General features: G+C 58.8%; 20 protein-coding genes, 4 tRNA genes and 1 riboswitch. Of the genes, 13 read left to right on the forward strand and 11 right to left on the reverse strand.

Going from position 1 to position 19,425, the window contains the following annotated elements; all coding sequences use genetic code 11:
• Window positions 1–139 precede the first annotated feature (139 nt).
• Entirely contained in the window at window positions 140–649 is a 510-nt protein-coding gene (locus BK658_RS00005) for a 6,7-dimethyl-8-ribityllumazine synthase (RefSeq protein ID WP_019693156.1), read from the reverse strand.
• A 120-nt stretch (window positions 650–769) separates the two neighbouring features.
• Window positions 770–940: riboswitch (FMN riboswitch) on the reverse strand.
• Between the two features lie 215 nt (window positions 941–1,155).
• On the opposite strand from BK658_RS00005, the gene ltaE reads away from it, so the two are divergent.
• The 7 genes from ltaE (at window position 1,156) to BK658_RS00040 (ending at window position 7,120) form a co-directional block, all read left to right on the forward strand.
• On the forward strand, window positions 1,156–2,160 hold the full coding sequence (ltaE, locus tag BK658_RS00010) for a low-specificity L-threonine aldolase (RefSeq protein ID WP_123580115.1): 1,005 nt from the start codon (window positions 1,156–1,158) through the stop codon (window positions 2,158–2,160).
• A gap of 146 nt (window positions 2,161–2,306) precedes the next feature.
• Window positions 2,307–4,928 carry an alanine--tRNA ligase gene (gene alaS, locus BK658_RS00015; RefSeq protein WP_123580116.1) on the forward strand — a complete coding sequence of 874 codons (2,622 nt, stop codon included), beginning with the start codon at window positions 2,307–2,309 and terminating at the stop codon, window positions 4,926–4,928.
• 90 nt (window positions 4,929–5,018) lie between these two features.
• Complete coding sequence (locus BK658_RS00020) at window positions 5,019–6,260, forward strand: aspartate kinase (protein WP_054593612.1); 1,242 nt, start codon at window positions 5,019–5,021, stop codon at window positions 6,258–6,260.
• Between the two features lie 184 nt (window positions 6,261–6,444).
• A complete protein-coding gene (gene csrA / locus BK658_RS00025; RefSeq protein ID WP_003178872.1) occupies window positions 6,445–6,633 on the forward strand; it encodes a carbon storage regulator CsrA in 189 nt (62 codons plus the stop codon).
• 62 nt (window positions 6,634–6,695) lie between these two features.
• Window positions 6,696–6,786 (forward strand) — tRNA-Ser (locus BK658_RS00030).
• A gap of 108 nt (window positions 6,787–6,894) precedes the next feature.
• Window positions 6,895–6,971 (forward strand) — tRNA-Arg (locus tag BK658_RS00035).
• Window positions 6,972–7,043: 72 nt separating this feature from the next.
• A tRNA-Arg gene (locus BK658_RS00040) sits at window positions 7,044–7,120 on the forward strand.
• 19 nt (window positions 7,121–7,139) lie between these two features.
• Here the strand turns inward: BK658_RS00040 and BK658_RS00045 are convergent.
• Window positions 7,140–7,652 carry a cell envelope protein SmpA gene (locus BK658_RS00045; RefSeq protein ID WP_123580117.1) on the reverse strand — a complete coding sequence of 171 codons (513 nt, stop codon included), beginning with the start codon at window positions 7,650–7,652 and terminating at the stop codon, window positions 7,140–7,142.
• A 319-nt stretch (window positions 7,653–7,971) separates the two neighbouring features.
• On the opposite strand from BK658_RS00045, the gene mgtE reads away from it, so the two are divergent.
• Complete coding sequence (gene mgtE, locus BK658_RS00050; RefSeq protein WP_123580118.1) at window positions 7,972–9,414, forward strand: magnesium transporter; 1,443 nt, start codon at window positions 7,972–7,974, stop codon at window positions 9,412–9,414.
• A 165-nt stretch (window positions 9,415–9,579) separates the two neighbouring features.
• Here the strand turns inward: mgtE and BK658_RS00055 are convergent, their stop codons facing one another.
• Window positions 9,580–9,906: an Arc family DNA-binding protein gene (locus BK658_RS00055; RefSeq protein ID WP_003178899.1), complete on the reverse strand. Its 327-nt coding sequence runs from the start codon at window positions 9,904–9,906 to the stop codon at window positions 9,580–9,582.
• A gap of 389 nt (window positions 9,907–10,295) precedes the next feature.
• Between BK658_RS00055 and phnN the strand changes: the two genes are divergently transcribed.
• Together phnN and BK658_RS00075 are read left to right on the forward strand one after the other, a co-directional pair.
• Complete coding sequence (phnN, locus tag BK658_RS00065) at window positions 10,296–10,880, forward strand: phosphonate metabolism protein/1,5-bisphosphokinase (PRPP-forming) PhnN (RefSeq protein ID WP_123580120.1); 585 nt, start codon at window positions 10,296–10,298, stop codon at window positions 10,878–10,880.
• A gap of 123 nt (window positions 10,881–11,003) precedes the next feature.
• Window positions 11,004–11,080: transfer RNA gene (locus BK658_RS00075), tRNA-Arg, on the forward strand.
• 67 nt (window positions 11,081–11,147) lie between these two features.
• On the opposite strand, the gene BK658_RS00080 is transcribed toward BK658_RS00075, so the two are convergent.
• From BK658_RS00080 to BK658_RS00105, 6 genes are all read right to left on the reverse strand, one after another.
• Window positions 11,148–12,071, reverse strand: a complete 924-nt coding sequence (locus tag BK658_RS00080; RefSeq protein ID WP_123580121.1) for a hypothetical protein — start codon at window positions 12,069–12,071, stop codon at window positions 11,148–11,150.
• Entirely contained in the window at window positions 12,068–12,439 is a 372-nt protein-coding gene (locus tag BK658_RS00085; RefSeq protein ID WP_123580122.1) for a hypothetical protein, read from the reverse strand. The genes BK658_RS00080 and BK658_RS00085 overlap by 4 nt, the downstream gene beginning before the upstream one ends.
• Window positions 12,440–12,947: 508 nt before the next feature.
• A complete protein-coding gene (locus BK658_RS00090; RefSeq protein WP_123580123.1) occupies window positions 12,948–14,456 on the reverse strand; it encodes a hypothetical protein in 1,509 nt (502 codons plus the stop codon).
• Complete coding sequence (locus BK658_RS00095) at window positions 14,453–14,794, reverse strand: hypothetical protein (RefSeq protein WP_148049690.1); 342 nt, start codon at window positions 14,792–14,794, stop codon at window positions 14,453–14,455. Before BK658_RS00095 ends, BK658_RS00090 begins: the two co-directional genes overlap by 4 nt.
• A 217-nt stretch (window positions 14,795–15,011) precedes the next feature.
• The gene (locus BK658_RS00100; protein ID WP_123580125.1) at window positions 15,012–15,278 is read right to left on the reverse strand and encodes a hypothetical protein; all 267 of its coding nucleotides are present in this window, start codon (window positions 15,276–15,278) and stop codon (window positions 15,012–15,014) included.
• Between the two features lie 10 nt (window positions 15,279–15,288).
• Complete coding sequence (locus BK658_RS00105) at window positions 15,289–16,092, reverse strand: hypothetical protein (RefSeq protein WP_123580126.1); 804 nt, start codon at window positions 16,090–16,092, stop codon at window positions 15,289–15,291.
• A gap of 114 nt (window positions 16,093–16,206) precedes the next feature.
• Here BK658_RS00105 and BK658_RS00110 point away from each other — a divergent pair, with 114 nt between their 5' ends.
• The 3 genes from BK658_RS00110 to BK658_RS00120 all read left to right on the forward strand — a co-directional run bounded on the left by BK658_RS00110 (window position 16,207) and on the right by BK658_RS00120 (window position 18,065).
• On the forward strand, window positions 16,207–16,629 hold the full coding sequence (locus BK658_RS00110) for a hypothetical protein (RefSeq protein ID WP_123580127.1): 423 nt from the start codon (window positions 16,207–16,209) through the stop codon (window positions 16,627–16,629).
• A 48-nt stretch (window positions 16,630–16,677) separates the two neighbouring features.
• The gene (locus BK658_RS29890) at window positions 16,678–17,109 is read left to right on the forward strand and encodes a hypothetical protein (RefSeq protein WP_185019753.1); all 432 of its coding nucleotides are present in this window, start codon (window positions 16,678–16,680) and stop codon (window positions 17,107–17,109) included.
• A 314-nt stretch (window positions 17,110–17,423) separates the two neighbouring features.
• Complete coding sequence (locus BK658_RS00120) at window positions 17,424–18,065, forward strand: recombinase family protein (RefSeq protein ID WP_123580128.1); 642 nt, start codon at window positions 17,424–17,426, stop codon at window positions 18,063–18,065.
• A 15-nt stretch (window positions 18,066–18,080) separates the two neighbouring features.
• Here BK658_RS00120 and BK658_RS00125 read toward each other — a convergent pair whose 3' ends face one another.
• Window positions 18,081–18,563 carry a hypothetical protein gene (locus tag BK658_RS00125; RefSeq protein WP_123580129.1) on the reverse strand — a complete coding sequence of 161 codons (483 nt, stop codon included), beginning with the start codon at window positions 18,561–18,563 and terminating at the stop codon, window positions 18,081–18,083.
• A complete protein-coding gene (locus BK658_RS00130; protein ID WP_185019754.1) occupies window positions 18,560–19,117 on the reverse strand; it encodes a hypothetical protein in 558 nt (185 codons plus the stop codon). Before BK658_RS00130 ends, BK658_RS00125 begins: the two co-directional genes overlap by 4 nt.
• Window positions 19,118–19,425: the final 308 nt, after the last annotated feature.

Genomic DNA, 19,425 nt, shown 5'->3' on the forward strand with positions numbered 1-19,425 from the left:
CCCCTTCAGTTTTTACCGGACACTAGTGACGCTCTGCGTGGGAATGCAGCCCGGGACGCTCCGCGTCCCTACCGAAGCGGACGCAGAGCGTCCATTGAGGCATTCCCACGCAGAGCGTGGGAACGATCAGTGCCAGAGCTTAAACGGCTACCGCGCGGTGTTCAGTGCGACGCAAGGCACGCATCTTGTGCAGCGTGTCGGCGCAGGTCTTCGCCGCTTCCTGGCCTTTATGCACAAAGTGCTCGAAGAAGAACTTCTGGTGCTCTTCGCCTGCATGGAAGTGATGTGGGGTCAGCACGACCGAGAACACCGGCACTTCGGTTTCCAGCTGAACCTGCATCAGGCCGCTGATCACCGACTGGGCGACGAACTCGTGGCGGTAGATGCCGCCGTCAACCACTAAACCTGCAGCGACGATGCCCGCGTAACGGCCGGACTTGGCCAGCAGCTTGGCGTGCAGTGGAATTTCAAAGGCGCCGCCGACTTCAAAAAAGTCGATATCCGATTCCTGATAGCCCTGAGCGACCATCTCGCTGACGAAGCCCTTACGGCTTTGATCAACGATTTCCTTGTGCCAGCACGCCTGGATAAACGCTACGCGTTCGCCCTGATGGTTTTTGCTTTTGCTATCGATTGCGGTGGGTTGCATCTGTTCTGACTCCTGTTTGTGTGAAAAACAGGGCGTTATGAATCGAATGGGATTTAAGGGTGCGTGCAGGTCAGCCGTGCAGTGTTTGCGCGTTGCCCACGGACGGCCCTTTGGTGCCAATCCCGTTCTCTCTTCATCCGGACTATGACCGTCGGCCCCGGGATCACACCGGGTCTGCTGACCTTGCCGTCACCTGCTGCCGAAGCATCAGTGACACCAAGCGCTCGCGGGCTATGCGCATTGCGCGCAATTACCGCCGGTGGGGAGTTGCACCCCGCCCTGAGAACGTTTTGCTGCCAGGTTTTCTGGCGGCGGAGAGTTTTTAACACATATTTGTGGGCTGCGCATGGCTGCTTTCTGATGATATACATCGGTTTATCCGTTGGCTTGAGCAGCCTTTCCTGGCGCAGGCCTTGATTAATCGCGGCGTTGGCCGCAGTAATCCTCTTCGAAAGAGATTTCCCTTATCAGCAGCGACGTTAGCGTCCTATTCCGAGGCCTGATTCATGAGTGTTATCGATCTTCGTAGCGACACCGTCACCCAGCCGACCGCAGGGATGCTCGACGCGATGGCCAACGCGGCCACCGGGGATGACGTCTACGGCGAAGATCCGACGGTCAATCAGCTTGAGGCTGAGCTGGCCAGGCGTCTGGGGTTTGCTGCGGCGCTGTTCGTGCCGACGGGCACCATGAGTAATCTGCTGGGATTGATGGCTCACTGCGAGCGCGGTGACGAGTACATCGTCGGCCAGCAGGCGCACACGTATAAGTACGAAGGTGGCGGGGCCGCAGTGTTGGGCTCGATCCAGCCGCAACCTCTGGAATTTCAAGCCGACGGTTCGCTGGACCTGGCTCAGGTGGCTGCGGCGATCAAGCCGGACGATTTCCACTTCGCCCGGACCCGGCTGCTGGCGCTGGAAAACACCATGCAAGGCAAGGTATTGCCGCTGGAGTATCTGGCGCGGGCTCGCCGCTTCACCCGTGAGCACGGTCTGTCGCTGCACCTGGACGGCGCGCGGTTGTACAACGCAGCGGTCAAGCTGGGCGTCGATGCGCAGGAAATCACCCGGCACTTCGATTCGGTGTCGGTGTGCCTGTCCAAAGGCCTCGGCGCCCCGATCGGTTCAGTGCTCTGCGGTTCGGCCGAGTTGATCGGCAAGGCCCGGCGCCTGCGCAAGATGGTGGGTGGCGGCATGCGTCAGGCCGGCATTCTTGCGGCGGCAGGCTTGTATGCGCTGGATCACAACGTGCAACGCCTGGAGGACGACCACGCCAACGCGCAGTTTCTGGCTGAAGGTCTGCGAGAGGCGGGCTATGAAGTCGAGCCGGTACAGACCAATATGGTCTATGTGCAAATGGGCGAAAAATGCGAGGCGCTCAAGGCGTTTGCCGGTGAGCGCGGGATCAAGCTCAGCGCCGCTTCACGTTTGCGCATGGTCACTCACATGGACGTTAACCGGGCGCAGATCGAGCAGGTGATCGCGACTTTCGTCGAGTTTTCTCAAAACTGAAGGTGTTAGCCGTCCAATTGACTGTCTGTATCGTACAAACACACTGTACCTGCTCACTAACGCCGATATAATGCGGCCCTTTGCCGTCGCTTCGTCTGTTGACGATTCGCACAGGCCTTTGGCCGCAGCCTCCGTGGAAGAACCTAATGAAAAGCGCAGAAATCCGTGAAGCCTTCCTTCGCTTCTTCGAAGAGCAAGGCCACACCCGTGTAGCCTCCAGCTCTTTGATTCCGGGCAACGACCCAACCCTGCTGTTCACTAACGCGGGGATGAACCAGTTCAAGGACTGCTTTCTGGGCCAGGAAAAGCGCGCCTATACCCGCGCCGTCAGCAGCCAGAAGTGCGTTCGCGCCGGTGGCAAGCACAACGACCTGGAAAACGTCGGTTATACCGCTCGTCACCACACCTTCTTCGAAATGCTGGGTAACTTCAGCTTCGGTGACTACTTCAAGCGTGATGCGATCACCTACGCCTGGACCTTCCTGACCTCCGACAAGTGGCTGAACCTGCCGAAGGAAAAGCTCTGGGTCACGGTCTACGCCAGCGATGACGAGGCGTACGACATCTGGACCAAGGAAGTCGGGGTTCCGGCCGAGCGCATGGTTCGCATCGGCGACAACAAAGGCGCGCCATACGCGTCCGACAACTTCTGGACCATGGGCGATACCGGCCCGTGCGGTCCTTGCACCGAGATTTTCTACGATCACGGCGCCGACATCTGGGGTGGACCACCGGGTTCGCCAGAAGAAGACGGCGACCGTTACATCGAAATCTGGAACAACGTGTTCATGCAGTTCAACCGCACCGCCGATGGCGTGTTGCACCCGTTGCCAGCGCCGTCGGTGGATACCGGCATGGGCCTGGAGCGGATCAGTGCCGTGCTGCAGCACGTTCACTCGAACTATGAAATCGACCTGTTCCAGAGCCTGCTGAGCGCTTCGGCCAAGGCCATCGCTTGCACCAACGACAACCAGGCTTCGCTGAAAGTCGTGGCTGACCACATCCGTTCCTGCGGTTTCCTGATCGCCGACGGCGTGCTGCCGTCCAACGAAGGTCGCGGCTACGTGCTGCGCCGGATCATTCGCCGTGCGTGCCGTCACGGCAACAAGCTGGGCGCCAAGGGCAGCTTCTTCTATCAGATCGTTGGCGCACTGGTTGCCGAGATGGGTGAAGCCTTCCCTGAGCTGAAATCCCAGCAGGCGCACATCGAGCGCGTGCTGAAAGCCGAAGAAGAGCAGTTCGCCAAAACCCTGGAGCAGGGCCTGAAGATCCTCGAGCAGGATCTGGCCGAACTCAAAGGCAACGTGGTGCCAGGCGACGTGGTGTTCAAGTTGTACGACACCTACGGTTTCCCGATGGACCTGACCGGCGACATCGCTCGCGAGCGCAGCCTGACCATCGACGAAGAGGGCTTCGAGCGCGAAATGGAAGCCCAGCGCGTCCGTGCCCGTTCGGCCAGTTCCTTCGGCATGGACTACAACAGCCTGGTCAAGGTTGATGTGGCCACCGAGTTCACCGGTTACACCGCTCACAGTGGTTCCGCAAAAATCGTGGCTCTGTATAAAGGCGGGCAATCGGTCGACGTATTGAGCGAAGGCGAAGAGGGCGTGGTCGTTCTCGATCAGACGCCGTTCTATGCGGAATCCGGCGGTCAGATCGGTGATTGCGGTTACCTGCAGGCAGGCGCTGCGCGTTTCGACGTGCGCGACACCACCAAGACTGGCGGTGCGTTCCTGCACCACGGTGTGCTGGATTCGGGCAGCCTGACCATCGGCTCGCCGGTTCAGGCTCAGGTGGATGCCGATGTACGTCATGCCACTTCGCTGAACCACTCCGCCACTCACTTGCTGCACGCGGCATTGCGCCAGGTGCTGGGTGAGCACGTTCAGCAGAAAGGCTCGTTGGTCGACAGTCAGCGTCTACGCTTTGACTTCAGCCACTTTGAAGCGATCAAGCCTGAACAGCTGAAAGCGCTGGAAGAAATCGTCAACGCCGAAATTCGCAAGAACTCCGAAGTTGAAACCGAAGAAACCGATATCGACACCGCCAAGCAGAAAGGCGCCATGGCGCTGTTCGGCGAGAAGTACGGCGACAGCGTGCGCGTACTGAGCATGGGCGACTTCTCCGTCGAGCTGTGCGGTGGTATCCATGCCAATCGTACCGGCGACATCGGCCTGCTGAAAATCATCAGCGAAGGCGGCGTGGCGTCTGGCGTGCGTCGTATCGAGGCGGTGACAGGCGCTGCAGCACTGGCTTACCTGAATGCTGCGGAAGAGCAACTCAAGGAAGCGGCCAACCTGGTCAAGGGCAGCCGCGACAACCTGATCGACAAGCTGTCGGCTGTGCTTGAGCGCAACCGTCTGCTGGAAAAGCAACTCGAGCAGTTGCAAGCCAAGGCCGCCAGTGCGGCGGGCGACGACCTGTCGGCTTCTGCCCAGGACGTCAAAGGCGTGAAAGTACTGGCCGTGCGTCTCGACGGTCAGGACGGCAAGGCGCTGCTGGCGCTGGTCGATCAACTGAAGAACAAACTCGGCCGCGCAGTGATCCTGCTCGGCAGTGTCCATGAGGAAAAGGTCGTGCTGGTTGCTGGTGTGACCAAGGACCTGACTGGCCAACTCAAAGCCGGTGATTTGATGAAGCAAGCCGCTGCGGCAGTGGGCGGGAAGGGCGGTGGTCGTCCAGACATGGCGCAGGGCGGCGGTACCGACGCTGGCGCACTGGATGCTGCATTGGCCCTGACCGTGCCGTTTGTAGAGCAGGGTATTTAAGGCTGCGTGCCGAGCCCGTCGTCTAGTGGCGGGCTTCGCAGCTGTTTGAGTGATTAATGGGCGCCCTTCATGGGCTGAGGCGGCTTTGAAATGGCTTTGATCGTACAGAAATTTGGAGGCACCTCAGTCGGCACTGTCGAGAGAATCGAGCAGGTCGCCGACAAGGTTAAGAAATTCCGCGAGGCCGGCGATGACCTGGTGGTCGTGCTGTCTGCAATGAGCGGCGAGACCAACCGTCTGATCGATCTGGCCAAGCAAATCAGTGGCGGCGATCAACCGGTTCCCCGTGAGCTGGATGTCATCGTCTCCACCGGTGAGCAGGTGACGATTGCACTGCTGGCCATGGCGCTGATCAAGCGCGGCGTACCGGCGGTGTCGTACACCGGCAACCAGGTACGGATTCTGACGGATAGCGCGCACAATAAAGCGCGTATCTTGCAGATTGATGACCAGAAGATTCGCGGTGACCTGAAGGCCGGTCGCGTGGTTGTCGTTGCCGGTTTCCAGGGCGTCGACGAGCACGGCAACATCACCACCCTTGGTCGTGGCGGTTCCGACACCACCGGCGTGGCGCTGGCAGCGGCCCTGAAGGCTGATGAATGCCAGATCTACACCGATGTCGACGGCGTCTACACCACCGACCCGCGCGTGGTGTCCGTGGCTCAGCGCCTGGACAAGATCACCTTTGAAGAGATGCTGGAAATGGCCAGCCTCGGTTCCAAGGTGTTGCAGATCCGCGCGGTCGAGTTCGCCGGTAAGTACAACGTTCCGCTGCGCGTACTGCACAGCTTCAAGGAGGGTCCGGGCACCCTCATTACTATTGATGAAGAGGAATCCATGGAACAGCCGATCATTTCCGGCATCGCTTTCAACCGCGATGAAGCCAAGCTGACCATCCGTGGCGTGCCAGACACTCCGGGCGTGGCCTTCAAGATTCTCGGCCCGATCAGCGCCGCGAACATCGAAGTCGACATGATCGTGCAGAACGTTGCGCACGATAACACCACCGACTTCACCTTCACTGTGCACCGCAACGACTACCAGGCGGCGCAGACCGTGCTGGAAAACACCGCTCGCGAGATCGGTGCCCGTGAAGTCGTTGGCGACACCAAGATCGCCAAGGTGTCGATCGTCGGTGTTGGCATGCGTTCTCACGCAGGCGTTGCCAGCCGTATGTTCGAGGCTCTGGCTAAAGAAACCATTAACATCCAGATGATCTCGACTTCGGAAATCAAGGTGTCCGTGGTAATCGAAGAGAAGTACCTGGAATTGGCTGTGCGCGCTCTGCACACAGCTTTCGAACTGGACGCACCGGCCCGCCAGGGCGAGTGATGCTCCACTAAGGGCGCGGTCTGACCGCGCCCTTTGTTTTTTTGAGTGGCGCGACTGAAACCTGTTCTTTTGCTCGTGCTGGTCAATACTTAGGCGTGTAGGGCTGCGATCGTTCTGGTTGTAGGTCGAGCGCCTTTTTTTTGCAGACTGTTGTCCCTGAAATGAAATGCGTGAGGAGAAAGGTATGCTGATTCTGACTCGTCGGTGCGCAGAAAGCCTGATTATTGGTGATGGCGAAATCACCGTGACCGTGCTCGGCGTCAAAGGAAATCAAGTGCGTATTGGCGTTAACGCGCCTAAAGAGGTGGCTGTTCACCGTGAGGAAATCTACCTGCGGATCAAGAAAGAGAAGGACGACGAACCAAGCCATTAATTTTTATCGTTTTTTATGTTTGCAAACGGGGAAAAGGTTGGTTAAGATACGCCCCGTGTTGCGGAGAGCTGGCCGAGTGGCCGAAGGCGCTCCCCTGCTAAGGGAGTACACCTCAAAAGGGTGTCGGGGGTTCGAATCCCCCGTTCTCCGCCATTATTTATTTAGTACGTTGTAATCTGGCTTCTTCGGTAAGTTGTTGAAATTACTAGAAAAAAGCGCTTTACAAAAAGATTTAACGGCCTATAATGCGCGGCAACAAATGCACTCGTAGCTCAGCTGGATAGAGTACTCGGCTACGAACCGAGCGGTCACAGGTTCGAATCCTGTCGAGTGCACCATTTAAGGGTTGTTTGCAGTAATGCAGGTAACCTGGTTTCAACCAGTTGTGATCTGGTCTAAAAACACAAATTGCACTCGTAGCTCAGCTGGATAGAGTACTCGGCTACGAACCGAGCGGTCACAGGTTCGAATCCTGTCGAGTGCACCAAACACCAAAAAGCCTGCGTCTAACGCGGGCTTTTTGCTGTCTGGGATTTGCCTTTTACACATCCCTTCTCGTCGAATACGATTTGCGCGCTACGACCTTTCTTGCTGTCGTAGCGATAATTCGTTGTCGCGTTTCGAATGCTGATCTTGTCGGGTTTGCCCAGCGCGCTTTCAACTTCCTGCTGGCTCATGCCAGGAACAATCCGCTGATTGATGATTGCTTCGCGACGCTCCTTGGCGCTGAGCACGTTTGCGCATTTGTCATTCATTTGGCCGATAACGGTCGGATCTCTCGGTGCGCTTTTAATTCCTGATGTTTCCTGGTGGTTGGCGCCGGGGAGTATTGCCTCGAATTTGAAAACGCCTGGGTTGTAAATGTTCTGCCGTGACAGTGACTCTCCATGGGGGCAGCTCAGCGTTGTGTAGGTGATACGGCCCTTGGCGTCTTCACATCGATGCACAGTTGTTGCAGTGGCCTGTAGAGGCGGGCAGAGCAGGGTGATCAACAGGGTTGTGAGTGTTTTCCAGAGCATTGGGCGTCCTCCATGACGGTCACGATCAAGGGTAGTCAGTACATTTCTCAGTGGGGGTGTGTTTTCTTTTCAGGATGAGTCGTCGCAGTTTCACGGATGCGGACAGCGTTCAGGTTTATCTTGCAAGCGCTTGTTTCAGGCTGGATTTTTAACGTTTAAAGCCCTCAGGCGGTGTATGATTGCGTCCGTCAGCCCCGCCGGGGCTTGTGGAATACCTCCATGGACTTACCCAGTAGTTACTCAGTACCCCGTTTTACCAATCATGAATTGACTGATTGATCCTTCCGGCGTGCCCCGCTGCTGGGAGTGGAGTTCGCCTATGACTGAAGTTGAAGTAAAGAAAACGCAAGAAAGCCTGCAAGATCGCCTTGCTCAAGTCGTTGAGCTGCTGCATCGCCAGCGGGTGGTCGAAGACCTGACTCATCGCCAGGAAGGTCATCATCACGACCTGGTCGAGAACCTGGTCCACCGCCAAAACCTCGTCGAGTTGCAACGCAAGCTCGATGATCTGCACTCCGCCGACGTTGCCTACATTCTTGAAGCCTTGCCGCTTGCCGAGCGTCTGACTGTCTGGCAGTTGGTCAAGGCTGAGCGCGACGGCGACATCCTGCTTGAAGTATCCGACTCGGTTCGCGAGACCCTGATTGCCGACATGGACGATCAGGAGCTCCTGGCGGCGGCCAAGGAGATGGATGCCGACGAACTCGCTGACCTGGCCCCCGAGCTGCCGCGAGACGTCGTCCACGAGCTGATGGAAACCCTCGATGGTCAACAGCGTGAGCGCGTTCGCTCCGCGTTGTCCTATGACGAGGAACAGGTCGGTGCATTGATGGACTTCGAGATGGTGACGATCCGAGAGGATGTCAGTCTTGAAGTGGTTCTGCGTTACTTGCGTCGCCTCAAAGAGCTGCCAGGCCATACCGACAAGTTGTTCGTGGTTGACTACGATGGCGTGCTCAAGGGTGTGCTGCCAATCAAGCGACTGCTGGTCAACGATCCAGACAAGCAGGTCTCGGAAGTCATGGCCAGCGATCCGGTGAGTTTTCACCCGGATGAAGACGCCTACGATGCCGCGCAGGCTTTTGAGCGTTATGACTTGATTTCGGCCCCGGTGGTCGACAAGAACGACAAGCTCATTGGTCGTCTGACCATCGACGAGATGGTCGACCTGATTCGTGAAGAGAGCGAAAGCGAAGTTCTCAACATGGCGGGTCTGCGTGAAGAGGAAGATATTTTCGCGTCAGTCTGGAAATCCTTGCGCAACCGCTGGGCCTGGCTGGCGATCAACCTGATTACCGCGTTTGTTGCATCGCGGGTAATCGGTTTGTTCGAAGGTTCTATCGAGAAGCTGGTGGCCCTGGCGGCGTTGATGCCAATCGTTGCCGGTATTGGCGGTAACTCCGGCAACCAGACGATTACCATGATCGTTCGTGCGATGGCGCTCGATCAGGTCAGCACTGGTAATACCTCGCGTCTCATGCGCAAGGAGCTGGCGGTTGGCTTGATCAATGGCCTGGTCTGGGGTGGGGTAATCGGCGTGATGGCCTACCTGCTGTATGGCAGTTGGTCACTGGGCGTGGTGATGACTGCCGCCATGACCTTGAACCTGTTGCTGGCGGCATTGATGGGGGTTTTGATTCCGATGACCCTGGCGCGCTTTGGGCGCGACCCGGCGATGGGCGCGAGCGTCATGATCACGGCCATGACCGACAGCGGTGGTTTCTTCATCTTCCTCGGGCTGGCGACAATCTTCCTGCTCTGAGTTTCTAGTGTGCGGTCTTGCTCAAGCCAGCAGGCCGCGCACCTTCATTTTTCAATCTATTAGCGTAATGTCGATGGCAACTGAACTTGCCGTTGAGTTGGCGATTGGCTGAATTTCAGGCAAAAAAAAGCCAGCACATGGCTGGCTAGAGCTTACGGGATGCAATCAGGAGGCGTCTGCGGCCATTTCAGCGTCGTGGGCAATCAGCGAAACCAGTGCGTTTTGCTGGCGGTGGGAGAGTTGACGGAAACGTTGAAGCAGTTCGCGTTCGTGCAGTGACAGCTCGGGGCTGTCCAGGCGCATGCTCAATTCTTCGCCCAGCGCGCCTTCCTGAATAAGACTCTGCTCAAGGCGGGCGATGATCTCGGAATTCATGCTGCGGTGATGATTGCGAGCCACCTCGGCAATGCGTTCACGCATCCCGTCTGGCAGACGTACGACGAACTTGTCAGCCGTACGGCTGGAATAAATTGCCTGTTTCAATGGGCGCATATATTTAACCGGTTAGTTCAGGGGAGCGGTTCTCGGAATTGGCCGCAGGATGTCATGTAGGACAAGCTTCGTTACCAAATGTTCAACCTGAATTGATATGAGGCCCGCATCATGCCTCAAAATTGCCAGATCATTGGCGTCAATTCTGTGACAAATATTGAACTGGAAGCAGGCGTTATGCCAGCACCAATTATCAGAAATGCGGACTGGTTTGAAAACACTTGCCGGGCCCGTACATCTGACCGCGTCCTCTTTGCCCGACAGGTGGGTGCTTGGGCGCCCCTGAGCGTGCATGCTATGCGGATACGATCTTCGTTCCTTACAAGATACAGGATAGTGGCAAATGGCCGATTTACTAGGGCGAGCACGCAATGGGGGGTGATATAGGGATGCACGGCAGACTTATTTATTTGATGGGGCCGTCCGGCTCCGGCAAAGACAGCCTGATCGATGCGGCCCGTGACTCTTTGCTTGGCCTTGATTGCGTTGTGGTGCGCAGGGTGATTACCCGGTCGGCTGAATCGGTTGGCGAAGACGCTTTGAGTGTTTCCAGGGAGCAATTTGCTCAAATGAGGCGCGAAGGTGGTTTTGCGCTGTGCTGGCGTGCCAATGGGCTTGATTACGGCATCCCGGCAGAGATCGATTGCTGGTTGAGTGACGGTCGCCATGTGCTGATCAACGGCTCAAGAGGTCATTTGTCCGAAGCCATGACACGTTATCCCTCGTTGTTGCCCATATTGCTGACGGTCAAAACCGATGCCCTGCGCAAACGTCTTGAGCGGCGAGGGCGCGAGAGCGCTGAGGAAATCGAAGCCCGACTTGAGCGCAATACCCTGTTTTCAACGGATGCTGCTCGAGAAGACCCGGAAGGGGTTTTTCAGCTGGACAATTCTGGCGAGCTTTCCACTACCGTCGACAACTTGCTGGCTCTATTGATGCGAGAGGGGATCAGCGCAAAAGCGGATCGAATCTGAGCCCGTGAGCGAAGCCGGCGTTTGCCTACACTTAATAAGCCCTACAGACGACATGACAAAACCCGGCCTGCCCGTTAACATGCACGCCGTCCATCGCGCCGCATGTCCTTGCGGCCGGCATGTGTCTCAGTAGCTCAATTGGATAGAGCATCCCCCTCCTAAGGGGAAGGTTGGCAGTTCGAACCTGCCCTGGGACACCATATAATTCAAGGCTTTCAGCCGTTAGCGCTAGCCGGATGTTAAGGCTTGGCTAGCGCGGGGCTAGCATCAAGTTGAACTGGCGGCGCAAGCTGGGCAGCGACATTCAACTTTGCCCGAGAAGGTGCGCGCCTGGACTAGGGCGACGCAGCAGCTGTTGCAGACGTACACCGTCGGCTTCCAGTCGGGACCAGGGCAGTCGATGTCCTCATCATCGCAGTCAGAGAGCACCGCCGCCACGAAATGAACGCCATGCAGCTGCGTCGGTAGGCTAGGGGTGACTGGCGTCTCGCCCGGTCGAAGGCCGGCAGCAGGCACCGCCATATGATCGATCACTCCATCGTACTCGACGGACAGTAGCACCTGAGTCTGATCTGTGTGATCACGGTACTCCCAGCGCTGCGCCCACTCGTTCCAGGTAGAAATGCCAGGGTGCTGACCATGAAAGCGAGCACCCTCACGCTGGCGGATGGTCCTGGTGACGGGCTCTCGGTCGTTCTGCGTGCCTTCCACCCGCATCCATGCCGGCCGGCCCTCCACCATGATGCCGACCCGCCGGTCCTCCAGTGGAACGAAGGTGATCGGCGCGGTGCCTTTTCCGTTGACCCCCTTGGCGAACTCACGCTCACGGTTCCAGCATGACACGCACAGGGTGCCTCCGACGATCCGCGATCCGCTACGGCTGCAACGCGTGCACCGACGCCCCTCATCTGGCGAGCCGACTATCGCCCGCTGACCAGCAGCCCGCAATGCCTTCAAGGGATCGACGCCGGTGGCATGGATCTCGCCGATCACGCATCCGCGGCAAATCATGAACCGGGCATCCTCGCGGTCTCTCTTCGCGCGCAGCCAGCGCGCTGCACATGTGCCGGTGTCCAGGAGGCCATGGATCTTTTTGCATTCGAAGTGCCTCTTGCTCGGCACCAGGTCCGATAGGTAGATGACGCCTTGCGAGCTGGCGTCTGCATCATGAAAGGCAGCGGCCTCGCTCATGCCTGCACCTCGCCAGTGAGGCCAAGGCGAACGGCTCGCGCTTCCGATGCGCTCATGCGCGACCGACTGTAGCCGGACGCAGCGGTATCAGCCGTCAGCTCATCCAGCGGGGCAACCGGGGGAACAGCGGGCACCGGCGGGGCAATGATAGGCGCTTGGCGTTCCTCTGCATCCTGCAGGGCCTTGCGCGCCATTTTGATCCCAAGCTCGATCACCTCGGCGTGGGTTCTGCCGTGTTCGGTGGCGATCTCCCGCAGGATCTGAGCCGTGGTCTTGCCCAGCTCCATAGTCACGCGGACGACGCCCGTAAGTTTCAGGTTGTCCCGGTGTTTCTTCTGACGTTGATTCGGTGTTTGCGAGGTTTTCATGCCGTGCTCCAATCAGCTACAGAAGGGATAATGATCTGCTCACGACGGGATTACGTGACCAGGTCACGTCGCATAATCCCGTGACCTGGTCACATATCCCGTGACCACGTAACGCAGTCCCGTTACATGGTCACGCGCCGGCAGAAGTGGTGCGGGTCGACCTGCTCAGCACTGCGACCCGCACCAGACCGGCCAATCAGGAGCCCTGGTCACGCCGCGCCATCCTGCCAGCAGCCGGAAAGGCCTCTCGCCATGGGTGAGGTGCTCGCGAAAGCGTCGTGATATCAATATTTCACTCGTGCCGTTGCTCCGGTATTTGCGGCAGTTCGTTCATAGACTCAGCCGCACAAGCCCCGCCAGATTTTGTGATCTTGGCGGGGCTTTTTTTTGCCTGCTTGGGAGGTTTATCAGCTCAGGCGAAGAATCTGGCCGGGAATACTGCGGCGCATGCCAGCGCTATGGCGCCCAGCGGGGTCAGCGTACGGCGCCTCCCTTGGCGCCTAATGGGTCAGTGGCGAGGGTTGGCAAGCTCCGCCAGGTACGGGCTGTCCACACCTCCGCCCATCCTGATACGATCCGCAAAACCCTGGCCGCGAGCGACGGTGAGCGTGGTCGTGAAGCCGCTAAAAGGCACAAAGCGATGGGCCACGCTAGTCACGTAATACAGGGATGCAGTCGTGCCGCGCCTTACCCTGATGTAATTTCCCGCGCGGATCTTCTCGTTACCGCGGATCTGAAGCGTTCCAATTTCCAGGATGCTGTTGTCCTTGTTCTGCGCGACCAGAAACCCACGACGGTCCTTGATCCAGTCGAAAATATTGGCGTCGCGCGCTTCCTGTTCCTGCTCGGTCAGGCCGGATTTGACGTTAGTGACCGATGGGCCGCCAAGTTTCGTCTCAATCCTCATCAGGCGATGGCCGTACAGACCGGGGTTGGAGTTACCATAACTCCCGAGATCGACGGTTTTCGCCTCCTGACTGTCAGTTGCCCCCATCTGTCGCATGAGTACGTCGCTGTTCAGGCTGAATGCTGGCGCGGACACCCAATAGTAGTTCGCTACGTTGGCATCCGTTCGCTGAACCTTGATCGAGAAAATGTCATCTTCCGACAGGTCAATGATAGTCAACTGCCCGGCATCGACGTTCAAGTTGCCGCCGTAGGGGGCAGTTGTGACCTTCGGGTACAGCGGTGCGCCGCTGAGGCTGAGCACAGGATTCTGTCGGTAGACGGCATACACGCCATCGTCATCCTCGGTCAGGAATAGCTCGTTGAACGGGCCGACATCGAGGTACCGCGTCATAAGCTCGTGGATCGTCCCCTCGGCTGACTGTATGGCAGTAATGCCGACGGCCGCTTCGATCACGTTCTCAGATCGCACCGTGATTTGCGGAAACTCAGCACCCTTCGGCAACAACTTCGCCAGATATTCATTGACCATTTGAACGCCCAGCTTCAGGAAATCTACGTTGCTCAGGGCATTACTCGCGCCCGCGCCGAACAGATCCATCAGCTTGAAGGCGGACAGAATATCTTCGCCGATGATGTATGACGGCCCGTAGAAAATCTGGATCATTTGCCAGATTTTTCCGTAGTCATGGCCTTGTATGGTTACTGACCTGGCGGGTCGTCCATCCGGACCCATGGTCTCGTCGCGGCTGACTGACGACACGAACCCGCGCATCACTATTGGAGGCCTGGAGTCTGCGCCCGTAGGTGCCCCATGGCGGATGCGGATCTCGATCATATCCATCGGCTCGATTACGCCATACAGGCTATCCAGACCACCGCTGTCGGTAGGCTGGTCAGGAACGGTTATCGAGAAGCCGCCTGCGGGTTCATTGACGCTTTTCATCGTGTTGATTGATGATCCATCGCCAAGCCATTTGTTCAGATTCAGGGCGCCCTGTGCCCCCTGGAAACGCTCTGAAGTCGGCTCAGTCCCGTTCACGGTCTTGCGCTTGATCGTTTTTATCAGCCGCACCTGGATCTTAGGCTCGTAGACTTTGATCGGGTTCATCGCGTGTGCTTCCCAAGAATGACTTTGAGGTCGTCGGTCAGCTCAACCCCGACGTTCAGCAGGTGCTCAGCCTTCGCAGCCTGTGCAGCCGTGATTTTCTTTTCCGCAACGGCCTGGGCAAGGTCTTTGCGCAGTTCAGCCTTCATTTCAGGCGTGCGCTTTTGGTCGTCGTAGCTATGAGCGTTCGGCTTAACCTTCAGGACAGTCGCCAGTTTGACCGCTAGGTCATCCGGAAGGGTTTGACCGGCGGCGAGCTGGTGGCAGATGTCCCGAGCGTCGGCGCCGGTGATCTTGCCAGCGCCCACGGCCTCGTCCAGCTCACGGCGCAGCTCGGCCATGTGCCTTGAATCGGTCGACACTGCCTTCGCTAGGACGACAGTGCGCTTCTTGGGCGCTGCCAGGCGCGCACGAAGCTCTTCGATGGTTTCGTCGCCATTTGCATCGCTCGGGGCGGGAACTGTGCGCGGTTTGGTACCGCTGGTTCTGCGAAGCTGTTGAAATTTACCCATGGGGGGATACCTCGGACCGCTCGCTTGGCGGCGGCGGCCGTGTCAATTAATGTTTTGCGCCGTCGAGCAGAAGGCGCTCGGCGACCAGGTTCTGGCTGCGAAGGCGCTCGGCGAGCAGATGACAAACACCGGCCAGCACCTCGTCGTTGGTCTCAGCTCGGCCCATTGCATGAGCAATCAACTCTGGTAGGCGCCGCTCGATCAGTGCGCTCGATGCGCGGGCGGCGATTTCCGTCTCGGTCAGCTTCGGGCGGCCGGGGCTCGCCTTGTTTCCAGCGCCAAAACGGCCATTCGCGTCACGGTTGGTAGCCATGTCAGACCCCTCAGACGCCGTAGGTTATTTGGCGAACGGCACTGCTCGCCTTGTACGCAGAAGCCTGCGCGTTCCTGTTGCCGGCTGCGAGTGCGGCCGTCACCAGCGCTTGATGGCTCTGGATGAACACTTTCTCGGCCAGTTGCATGCGCTGCTCGGCGGCGCGTAGCACGGCTTGACTGCGTAGGTGGTCAAGGGTGGCCTGAGCGGTGCACAGAGCCTGGCGGGCGGCGTTCGGCTCGGCGCTGTCGGCCTTGAACTGAGCGTCGGACAGGAGACGCTGCAGGTCGCCGATATCGCCCTGGATCAGGGTCACGGCGCCGGCGTCGTCGGGGTGCTGGTCGCCAGAGGCACGGCGATGCTGGATCGCGGCAATCTCGCCCTGCTTGGCGTTCAGGCGTTCGCGGATCTTGGCGGCCTTCGCGAGCAGCGACTGGTGGGCGCCCGACGCCTTGTTCACGGCTGCGGTGGCCAGGGCCACGTCATGGCATGCCTTGGCAATGGCATGGTCGCGCTCGACCGCCGGCAGATCCTCGCCAATCAGCTCAGCCAGTTCAGGGGATGCAGTTGCCGCCTCAATCGCACCGTGCTGGCTTTCGGTCAGGGAGGCTGTTCCGCTACGCACATCTGCCGCTTCCTGCTCGGCCTGCTCGCGCTGAGCCTGGGCCTCGGCACTGCGGGCAGCGGTGATCCCGGCCTCAATGCGGGTAATCTCGGTGCGGATGGGCGCGGTATCTTCGCCATCGGTAAGCGCCAGTTTAAGCTCGATCTGAGCAGCTTCGAGCTGCGAAATCAGGGTTGCAATCGTCGACATTGGTGGAGCCTCTGTTTAATCTGATCTGATGTCTTCCCGTTATTTAGCGGTTATCCGCCGTTAAACTCCGGTATTCAGATCATCGCGTCACGACGGTCCCCGAGGGTAGCGAACATGAGTCCAGCAGCAGTCGGGGGCCTGCCCAGCAGCACACAGGCGCAGGCGTTCGCAGCCGGTATTAGGCGGCTGGAGCGGGCGATCGGGCGGGAGTTATGGGGGGAGGATAGCGTCAGTGATGCCGCCCTGGTCTACGAGCTGCCCGAGTATGCAGAGCTGCTGGAAGAGGCCTACGCGAGCGGCTTCGTGCGGGGCGACCTGTCACACCAAGGGTTCGACTTCGACGTGATCAACGCCAGGCCTCAGGCGCAACTGAGCGCCCTGCCATACAGCGAGGTCTGTCGGTACGTGCACGCGCTCTACCGGTGCGAGCGGCACAACTGGGGCTGGGGGAGCCTGGTGCTTTGGGCCATCCAGTCCGGAGCGCTCGGGATAATCGCCAGCAAGCTCGAAGCATGCAGCAGTCTTGCACCCAGGTAACGACCATGTGACGGCATGATTGCAAGCAGCATTCAATCGAGGTGCATCATGCCCAACCGCTTTAATCACATGGCCGCCGTCATGGCGCTGCTTTTCACCGTCGGCACTGTGCAGGCTTCCGATAACCTACTCACCGGCCGCCTCTACGGCGCCGAGGCCATGCCTGAGCGCATGGTGGAAGTGATCGAGTACGTGCACCTGGTCGACGTCGGTCCGAAAGCTCCAGTGGAGGCAGTCGACGATCTGCGCAACGTTCTGCCGGTGTTCTGGATCGCTTCAGGAGAGGCCCTCGAACGGCCTGAGCTGCGAGGTACTATCGCCAGGGCGCACCTGCTCATGGCAAAAAGCTATACGGCTGCCACTCAGCGCCGAGGATGCTCAGCGGTACCCATCAGCGGCGTGGGAGGTCCGGTGCGACAAGCTGATCGCCTGCGTCATGGGGAAGTGGCCGAACGAGGTCTGCGCTGCCCTGTAGCTTAGGCCGCCCGGCCGGCACTCCCGCTTGACGCTCGCAGCCGATATCCCGAACTGCACAGCCGTGGCGGCGATGCTGGCGCCGTTCTCCTTACGCCACGTGGCAACCTGATCATCGTCGATCATCTTCTCCCTTCCCAGTGCTTTGCCCTCAGCCTTTGCTGCGCGATGCCGGCCATGTGCCGGGACTCTTTCGCGCGACCGCTAGGGTATACCCATGCGTACGAAGCAAATCCTCGATAAATGAGTGTCCGCAAGGGTTGTTAATCAAATTCGGATATGGCTTTATATGGATACTACTCATACGGACATAGTCGTTCATGAAAAGCCAAACCATTTTGTACGCGCGTGTCAGCACCACAGATCAAACGATTGCCCACCAGGAAAAACAGGCTCGTGCCGCCGGCTTCGATATTGATGAGGTCGTCGCCGATGACGGCGTCTCAGGTGTAAGTACCCGCCTGGCCGACCGCCCTCAGGGACGACGTTTGTTCGACATGCTGCGCAGAGGCGACGTGCTGGTGGTGCGTTGGGTCGATCGCCTCGGACGGAATTATACCGACGTGTGCGAGACCATCCGCGAACTCATGAAGCGCGGAGTGTTGATCCGGACGGTCATCAATGGCCTTACATTCGATGGTGCAACCACGGATCCGATGCAGCAGGCAGTACGCGACGCCCTGATTGGTTTTATGGCCGCTACCGCGCAAGCCCAGGCAGAGGCCACCAAAGAAGCCCAGCGGGCGGGGATAGATCACGCTAAGGGGCGGACGGACGCCTACCGTGGCCGAAAGCCTGGATTCACCCGTGAACAACTCCAGCAGGTCTTGGACCTGCTCAGCAAGGACGCAGGTCCTAGCGCGATCAGTACTGCTACCGGATTGAGTCGACAGACTGTCCACCGGATCCGTGCAGATCAGGCTGCCGCGCAAGCCATGATCGCCCGGTGGGAAACTGCATAACGCGCCATAACGGTCCTAGCGCGCCCTCCAGATAGGCCCGTATGAACCGAAGCAGGAGTTGAGGACGGCCTCGACTCTGACGCCGTGAGCCCGAAATTCCCCCCAACGATTGGCTTCGAATCTCAGTGTCGGCTGAGTGGCTGAACCGTCTTTCCGGACCAGGTAGTCATAAACGCGAAGCTCATCGCCGCGCAACACTACGTATGATTCGAGCCATACAGCGTCTTGGCTCGAATCAGCCACGCGGGCGAGCAGAAGTGTGCCCAGCGGAAGAACTCGCCCGTCCTGCGCGCGGCAGTCGATCTTGAACGCCACGGTCCGCAGGTACGACTCGTCATCCGCAAAATGAACCCGCTTGCCATAGGTGGCTACGAGTGCCGCTGCGTACTCTGCATTCGGCAAAGCTCGCGAAGGTGGCTTCAACTCATTGGCGCCGACCGGCAGCGCCAGGAGAGTGGCAGCAAACAGTGCTAAACGCACAGCTGAATTAATTCTCATTCTGGTGCATCCTCTGATTTTTCGGTTGGATAGTCGCGGTCGATCACTACCACCGTGCCCGCCGTGGGGCTCGGGCCGTCCATGCCCCAAGCCTTGCGCTCGCCTGTCTGTTTCAGGGTGATCGTCCGTGCAACGATCTCGGCGAGCTTGGCAGCGGTTTGGTTCCGGCCACGGACCGCTTCCGCGACCAGGCCGTCGACAATCGCCCATTGCTTACGGTGCTTGACCAGCAGCTGGGCACGCTCATCCACCGCCACATCAGCGCGTAGCTCAGCGAGTGCGGCTTCCTGGGCCTCTTTCTGCTCGGGCGGGGTTCCAGCGATGACAGCCTTGGCGCGATCAGCCGCCGCATGAGCACGGGTCGTCAGGAGGGGGCTGTCCAGTTTTCGCCAGCCGCCATCGGCAGAGGCCCATCGCTTCAGAGTTCGTGCGCTGACCCCGAACTCTGAAGCGACTGACTCAAAGGTGCTGGAGGGGGTGCTTTCGTACAGGCAGCGAGCGGCCTGGCGCATCGCGGCGCTGTCTGAAGGCTGGGTATAGGTATTTTCGTTCATGCGAGCATTTTGCCGTCACGCCATGCAAGCGTGTCACCGTTTCACTTCGAGTTGCATCCTGAGTAGGGATCCCCTGTGCCGCTAGAGGCGAGGATTTGCTCACACGCACCGCCGAACGGGGCCGTATCAGATGGAGGCCACGGATTACGCGGCCTTCAGCCTTTTGATACGGGAGCTGTACATGCTGAACTGGACCTGATGCAGGCTGGAGGCCGCGGATTACGTGGCTTCCAGCGTTTTTGATACGGGTTTACACGTACGCGCGTTGTTCTCAAACTCTCTGAGCTCTTATAGAGGGATAGAGGCTG

The sequence above is a fragment of the Pseudomonas brassicacearum genome, assembly GCF_003732175.1.
GTDB lineage: Bacteria > Pseudomonadota > Gammaproteobacteria > Pseudomonadales > Pseudomonadaceae > Aquipseudomonas > Aquipseudomonas brassicacearum_G.

Excerpts from the sequence above, each read along its gene's own strand:
- BK658_RS29890 (WP_185019753.1), top strand. The coding sequence starts at position 16,678 with ATGCCCAACCGCTTTAATCACATGGCCGCCGTCATGGCGCTGCTTTTC.
- BK658_RS00125 (WP_123580129.1), bottom strand. The coding sequence starts at position 18,563 with ATGAGAATTAATTCAGCTGTGCGTTTAGCACTGTTTGCTGCCACTCTC.
- alaS (WP_123580116.1), top strand. The coding sequence starts at position 2,307 with ATGAAAAGCGCAGAAATCCGTGAAGCCTTCCTTCGCTTCTTCGAAGAG.
- BK658_RS00095 (WP_148049690.1), bottom strand. The coding sequence starts at position 14,794 with ATGGCCGAGCTGCGCCGTGAGCTGGACGAGGCCGTGGGCGCTGGCAAG.
- BK658_RS00080 (WP_123580121.1), bottom strand. The coding sequence starts at position 12,071 with ATGAGCGAGGCCGCTGCCTTTCATGATGCAGACGCCAGCTCGCAAGGC.
- mgtE (WP_123580118.1), top strand. The coding sequence starts at position 7,972 with ATGACTGAAGTTGAAGTAAAGAAAACGCAAGAAAGCCTGCAAGATCGC.
- BK658_RS00055 (WP_003178899.1), bottom strand. The coding sequence starts at position 9,906 with ATGCGCCCATTGAAACAGGCAATTTATTCCAGCCGTACGGCTGACAAG.
- BK658_RS00110 (WP_123580127.1), top strand. The coding sequence starts at position 16,207 with ATGAGTCCAGCAGCAGTCGGGGGCCTGCCCAGCAGCACACAGGCGCAG.
- phnN (WP_123580120.1), top strand. The coding sequence starts at position 10,296 with ATGCACGGCAGACTTATTTATTTGATGGGGCCGTCCGGCTCCGGCAAA.
- ltaE (WP_123580115.1), top strand. The coding sequence starts at position 1,156 with ATGAGTGTTATCGATCTTCGTAGCGACACCGTCACCCAGCCGACCGCA.
- BK658_RS00100 (WP_123580125.1), bottom strand. The coding sequence starts at position 15,278 with ATGGCTACCAACCGTGACGCGAATGGCCGTTTTGGCGCTGGAAACAAG.
- BK658_RS00130 (WP_185019754.1), bottom strand. The coding sequence starts at position 19,117 with ATGAACGAAAATACCTATACCCAGCCTTCAGACAGCGCCGCGATGCGC.
- BK658_RS00090 (WP_123580123.1), bottom strand. The coding sequence starts at position 14,456 with ATGAACCCGATCAAAGTCTACGAGCCTAAGATCCAGGTGCGGCTGATA.
- BK658_RS00020 (WP_054593612.1), top strand. The coding sequence starts at position 5,019 with ATGGCTTTGATCGTACAGAAATTTGGAGGCACCTCAGTCGGCACTGTC.
- BK658_RS00105 (WP_123580126.1), bottom strand. The coding sequence starts at position 16,092 with ATGTCGACGATTGCAACCCTGATTTCGCAGCTCGAAGCTGCTCAGATC.
- csrA (WP_003178872.1), top strand. The coding sequence starts at position 6,445 with ATGCTGATTCTGACTCGTCGGTGCGCAGAAAGCCTGATTATTGGTGAT.
- BK658_RS00045 (WP_123580117.1), bottom strand. The coding sequence starts at position 7,652 with ATGCTCTGGAAAACACTCACAACCCTGTTGATCACCCTGCTCTGCCCG.
- BK658_RS00005 (WP_019693156.1), bottom strand. The coding sequence starts at position 649 with ATGCAACCCACCGCAATCGATAGCAAAAGCAAAAACCATCAGGGCGAA.
- BK658_RS00120 (WP_123580128.1), top strand. The coding sequence starts at position 17,424 with ATGAAAAGCCAAACCATTTTGTACGCGCGTGTCAGCACCACAGATCAA.
- BK658_RS00085 (WP_123580122.1), bottom strand. The coding sequence starts at position 12,439 with ATGAAAACCTCGCAAACACCGAATCAACGTCAGAAGAAACACCGGGAC.